This is a genomic window from Rhizobacter koreensis (genome assembly GCF_013366375.1).
GTDB lineage: Bacteria > Pseudomonadota > Gammaproteobacteria > Burkholderiales > Burkholderiaceae_C > Schlegelella_A > Schlegelella_A koreensis.
This window is the reverse complement of record NZ_JABWMJ010000033.1, coordinates 1-5,774: the sequence shown is the minus strand read 5'-3', so window position 1 is coordinate 5,774 and position 5,774 is coordinate 1. Positions and strand designations below refer to the sequence as shown.

General features: G+C 54.2%; 2 tRNA genes and 3 rRNA genes. All 5 read right to left on the bottom strand.

Annotated elements, in window-relative coordinates:
* Positions 1-12 precede the first annotated feature (12 nt).
* The 5 genes from rrf to HQN59_RS25640 all read right to left on the bottom strand — a co-directional run bounded on the left by rrf (position 13) and on the right by HQN59_RS25640 (position 5,390).
* Positions 13-125 (bottom strand): 5S ribosomal RNA (gene rrf, locus HQN59_RS25660).
* Between the two features lie 168 nt (positions 126-293).
* A 23S ribosomal RNA gene (locus HQN59_RS25655) occupies positions 294-3,174 on the bottom strand.
* A 315-nt stretch (positions 3,175-3,489) separates the two neighbouring features.
* Positions 3,490-3,565, bottom strand: a tRNA-Ala gene (locus HQN59_RS25650).
* 7 nt (positions 3,566-3,572) lie between these two features.
* Positions 3,573-3,649: transfer RNA gene (locus HQN59_RS25645), tRNA-Ile, on the bottom strand.
* 210 nt (positions 3,650-3,859) lie between these two features.
* Positions 3,860-5,390 (bottom strand): 16S ribosomal RNA (locus HQN59_RS25640).
* Together the 16S, 23S and 5S rRNA genes with 2 tRNA genes alongside form the textbook arrangement of a ribosomal RNA operon.
* Positions 5,391-5,774: the final 384 nt, after the last annotated feature.

The following is a 5,774-nucleotide window of genomic DNA, read 5'->3' as shown; positions in this document are numbered from 1 at the left end:
GGGGGTAATGTAGCCTGACGATGTCCTACTTTCACACGGGAACCCGCACTATCATCGGCGCTGAGGCGTTTCACTGTCCTGTTCGGGATGGGAAGGAGTGGGACCACCTCGCTATGGTCATCAGGCTTGACTTGTTGCTGTCGTCGCTCTTGGGGGCGCGACAGCCAATTCGCAGAGTCGTCCGAGAGCGGAAAAGGCTCTCGGGGTATCAGATTCTTGATTGCGTGCAGCATGGGTTGAAGAGCGGCACAACGCTTTGTACCCGAAGTCTTTTGACGCGTGGTCAAAGTTATAGGGTCAAGCCGCACGAGCAATTAGTATCGGTTAGCTTAACGCATTACTGCGCTTCCACACCCGACCTATCAACGTCCTGGTCTAGAACGACTCTTCAGGGGGCTCGAGGCCCCGGCAAGACTCATCTTGAGACGAGTTTCCCGCTTAGATGCTTTCAGCGGTTATCTCTTCCGCACTTAGCTACTCGGCAATGCCACTGGCGTGACAACCGATACACCAGAGGTGCGTCCACTCCGGTCCTCTCGTACTAGGAGCAGGCTCTCTCAATCTTGCAGCGCCCACGGAAGATAGGGACCAAACTGTCTCACGACGTTTTAAACCCAGCTCACGTACCTCTTTAAATGGCGAACAGCCATACCCTTGGGACCGGCTACAGCCCCAGGATGAGATGAGCCGACATCGAGGTGCCAAACACCGCCGTCGATATGAACTCTTGGGCGGTATCAGCCTGTTATCCCCAGAGTACCTTTTATCCGTTGAGCGATGGCCCTTCCATACAGAACCACCGGATCACTTTGTCCTACTTTCGTACCTGCTCGACTTGTCAGTCTCGCAGTCAAGCACGCTTATGCCAATGCACTATCAGCACGATTTCCGACCGTGCCTAGCGTACCTTCGAACTCCTCCGTTACGCTTTGGGAGGAGACCGCCCCAGTCAAACTGCCCACCATACACTGTCCCCAACCCGGATAACGGGCCAAGGTTAGAACCTCAAACACACCAGGGTGGTATTTCAACGTTGGCTCCACGGCACCTAGCGGCACCGCTTCAAAGCCTCCCACCTATCCTACACAGATCTGTTCAAAGTCCAATGTAAAGCTACAGTAAAGGTTCATGGGGTCTTTCCGTCTTTCCGCGGGGAGATTGCATCATCACAAACATTTCAACTTCGCTGAGTCTCTGGAGGAGACAGTGTGGCCATCGTTACGCCATTCGTGCAGGTCGGAACTTACCCGACAAGGAATTTCGCTACCTTAGGACCGTTATAGTTACGGCCGCCGTTTACTGGGACTTCAGTCAAGAGCTTGCACCCCATCATTTAATCTTCCAGCACCGGGCAGGCGTCACACCCTATACGTCGACTTTCGTCTTTGCAGAGTGCTGTGTTTTTAATAAACAGTCGCAGCCACCGATTCTCTGCGGCCTCATTGGGCTTCCCAAGCAAATGGTTCACCTACTAAAGGCACACCTTCTTCCGAAGTTACGGTGTCAATTTGCCGAGTTCCTTCTCCAGAGTTCTCTCAAGCGCCTTAGAATACTCATCTCGCGCACCAGTGTCGGTTTGCGGTACGGTCGTGTGTAGCTAGAGCTTAGTGGCTTTTCCTGGAAGCAGGGTATTACTCACTTCAGCGGCAAGCCGCCTCGTTATCACGCCTCATCTAAGCCGCCCGGATTTGCCTAGGCGGCACGACTACACGCTTGAACCGGGACATCCAACACCCGGCCGAGCTAACCTTCTCCGTCCCCACATCGCACTACACATCGGTACAGGAATATTGACCTGTTTTCCATCAGCTACGCATCTCTGCCTCGCCTTAGGGGCCGACTCACCCTACGCCGATGAACGTTGCGTAGGAAACCTTGCGCTTTCGGCGAGGGGGCTTTTCACCCCCTTTAACGCTACTCATGTCAGCATTCGCACTTCCGATACCTCCAGCAGCCTTCACAAGCCACCTTCACAGGCCTACGGAACGCTCTCCTACCACGCACAGCAAAACTGTGCATCCGCAGCTTCGGTAACTGGCTTAGCCCCGTTACATCTTCCGCGCAGGACGACTCGATCAGTGAGCTATTACGCTTTCTTTAAATGATGGCTGCTTCTAAGCCAACATCCTGACTGTTTTAGCCTTCCCACTTCGTTTCCCACTTAGCCAATTTTAGGGACCTTAGCTGGCGGTCTGGGTTGTTTCCCTCTTGTGTCCGGACGTTAGCACCCGGTGCACTGTCTCCCAAGCTGTACTCATCGGTATTCGGAGTTTGCAATGGTTTGGTAAGTCGCCATGACCCCCTAGCCATAACAGTGCTCTACCCCCGACGGTAATACTTGAGGCACTACCTAAATAGTTTTCGGAGAGAACCAGCTATTTCCAAGTTTGTTTAGCCTTTCACCCCTATCCACAGCTCATCCGCTAGTTTTGCAACACTAGTCGGTTCGGACCTCCAGTACCTGTTACGGCACCTTCATCCTGGCCATGGATAGATCACTTGGTTTCGGGTCTACACCCAGCGACTGAACGCCCTATTCGGACTCGATTTCTCTACGGCTTCCCTATTCGGTTAACCTTGCCACTGAATGTAAGTCGCTGACCCATTATACAAAAGGTACGCCGTCACCCGTTTCCAGGCTCCGACTGTTTGTATGCATGCGGTTTCAGGATCTATTTCACTCCCCTCCCGGGGTTCTTTTCGCCTTTCCCTCACGGTACTAGTTCGCTATCGGTCGATTACGAGTATTTAGCCTTGGAGGATGGTCCCCCCATCTTCAGACAGGATGTCACGTGTCCCGCCCTACTTGTCGTACACCTAGTTCCACCAGCGACTTTTTTCATACGGGGCTATCACCCGCTATGGCCGGACTTTCCATTCCGTTCTGATAAATCACTGGCTAAAGAGTACAAGGCTCCTCCGATTTCGCTCGCCACTACTTTCGGAATCTCGGTTGATGTCTTTTCCTCGAGCTACTGAGATGTTTCAGTTCACCCGGTTCGCCTCGCATGACTATGTATTCATCATGCGATACCCCTAAGGGTGGGTTTCCCCATTCGGAAATCTCCGGATCAAAGCTAATTTGCCAGCTCCCCGAAGCTTATCGCAGGCTATCACGTCCTTCATCGCCTGTAATCGCCAAGGCATCCACCACATGCACTTAGTCACTTGACCCTATAACTTTGACGCCTTGCGGGCACTGCGGCCCCAAGGCATCGTCAAGGACTTGCTGAGTATTTGCGTTACGCCGTTCTTCAATCAATCAAACTCTCGCGAGTTGATGCTGTTGACGCAATCAAGCGTCGCCGGCAGCACATGAAACCGCAGCACCTTCTCGCGAAAGCGGCGATTCCTTTTGCCGGCAACTCTGATATTTCGACTCTACGAATTGTTAAAGAACACCAGCCGTCGCTCTCGCAAAGCGCTGACGCAAGCAACCGCAGGAGGTCGCTTGCGTCAACCGATCGATGACGACGATGTGCAGTGACGTGGTGGAGGATGACGGGATCGAACCGACGACCCCCTGCTTGCAAAGCAGGTGCTCTCCCAGCTGAGCTAATCCCCCATGAAGATGGTGGGTCTGGTTGGGTTCGAACCAACGACCCCCGCCTTATCAAGACGGTGCTCTAACCAACTGAGCTACAGACCCTTCACCGGTTGTGAAGCTCGTCTGCGTTCGCACGTTGGCAGCCAGGCACACGAGCCAGGAGCTGCGCGGCTAAGCCGGCTCACGTTCACATGCTGTGTTCAACTTACAGCCGATAAGAGTGGGCGTTCAAATTTGGATGCTGATGTGGGCTCGGCTGCATCGGCTGCACTGGTCTTGCGACCGCAGCTGATGTGCGTTGCCATTTTCCAGAAAGGAGGTGATCCAGCCGCACCTTCCGATACGGCTACCTTGTTACGACTTCACCCCAGTCACGAACCCTGCCGTGGTAATCGCCCTCCTTGCGGTTAGGCTAACTACTTCTGGCAGAACCCGCTCCCATGGTGTGACGGGCGGTGTGTACAAGACCCGGGAACGTATTCACCGCGACATGCTGATCCGCGATTACTAGCGATTCCGACTTCACGCAGTCGAGTTGCAGACTGCGATCCGGACTACGACCGGTTTTCTGAGATTAGCTCCCCCTCGCGGGTTGGCAGCCCTCTGTACCGGCCATTGTATGACGTGTGTAGCCCTACCCATAAGGGCCATGATGACCTGACGTCATCCCCACCTTCCTCCGGTTTGTCACCGGCAGTCTCATTAGAGTGCCCTTGCGTAGCAACTAATGATAAGGGTTGCGCTCGTTGCGGGACTTAACCCAACATCTCACGACACGAGCTGACGACGGCCATGCAGCACCTGTGTCCAGGTTCTCTTTCGAGCACTCCCACATCTCTGCAGGATTCCTGGCATGTCAAGGGTAGGTAAGGTTTTTCGCGTTGCATCGAATTAAACCACATCATCCACCGCTTGTGCGGGTCCCCGTCAATTCCTTTGAGTTTCAACCTTGCGGCCGTACTCCCCAGGCGGTCAACTTCACGCGTTAGCTTCGTTACTGAACAGCAAGCCGTCCAACAACCAGTTGACATCGTTTAGGGCGTGGACTACCAGGGTATCTAATCCTGTTTGCTCCCCACGCTTTCGTGCATGAGCGTCAGTGCAGGCCCAGGGGATTGCCTTCGCCATCGGTGTTCCTCCGCATATCTACGCATTTCACTGCTACACGCGGAATTCCATCCCCCTCTGCCGCACTCCAGCTATGCAGTCACAAATGCAGTTCCCAGGTTGAGCCCGGGGATTTCACATCTGTCTTGCAAAGCCGCCTGCGCACGCTTTACGCCCAGTAATTCCGATTAACGCTTGCACCCTACGTATTACCGCGGCTGCTGGCACGTAGTTAGCCGGTGCTTATTCTTCAGGTACCGTCATTACTCCGAGGTATTAACCCAGAGCGTTTCTTCCCTGACAAAAGCGGTTTACAACCCGAAGGCCTTCTTCCCGCACGCGGCATGGCTGGATCAGGCTTGCGCCCATTGTCCAAAATTCCCCACTGCTGCCTCCCGTAGGAGTCTGGGCCGTGTCTCAGTCCCAGTGTGGCTGGTCGTCCTCTCAGACCAGCTACAGATCGTCGCCTTGGTAGGCCTTTACCCCACCAACTAGCTAATCTGCCATCGGCCGCTCCAATAACGCGAGGTCTTGCGATCCCCCGCTTTCACCCTTAGGTCGTATGCGGTATTAGTCCGGCTTTCGCCGGGTTATCCCCCATTACTGGGCACGTTCCGATGTATTACTCACCCGTTCGCCACTCGCCACCAGGATTGCTCCCGTGCTGCCGTTCGACTTGCATGTGTAAAGCATGCCGCCAGCGTTCAATCTGAGCCAGGATCAAACTCTTCAGTTCGATCTTGAATGTTGCTCAAAGAATTGAAGTGAACTCCGCCGGCTATAAAAGCCAGCATGAATTCCATTCAGTGAGCGTTTAAGGTCCAAGAGACCTGAGGCCTTGCGACCCCGGCATCCGCCTTCAAACGCCCACACTTATCGGCTGTTAGTTTTTAAAGAACCGTAATCTTCCGATTACCGCTGACAACGCGCTCGTTATCAGCCGAGCCCACGATTATGACACCACCTGAAAGACCGTGTCAACTATCTGGTCTCGTTATCTCGAACTCGCCGCTTTCGCAGCCCGCTTCGTCGAAGCGACCGGCCGATCAAGCTTTCACCCCATCAGCCAAGCCCACGATTATGACAGCCTCCGAAGAAACCCGTCAAGCCCGAGAGCCGC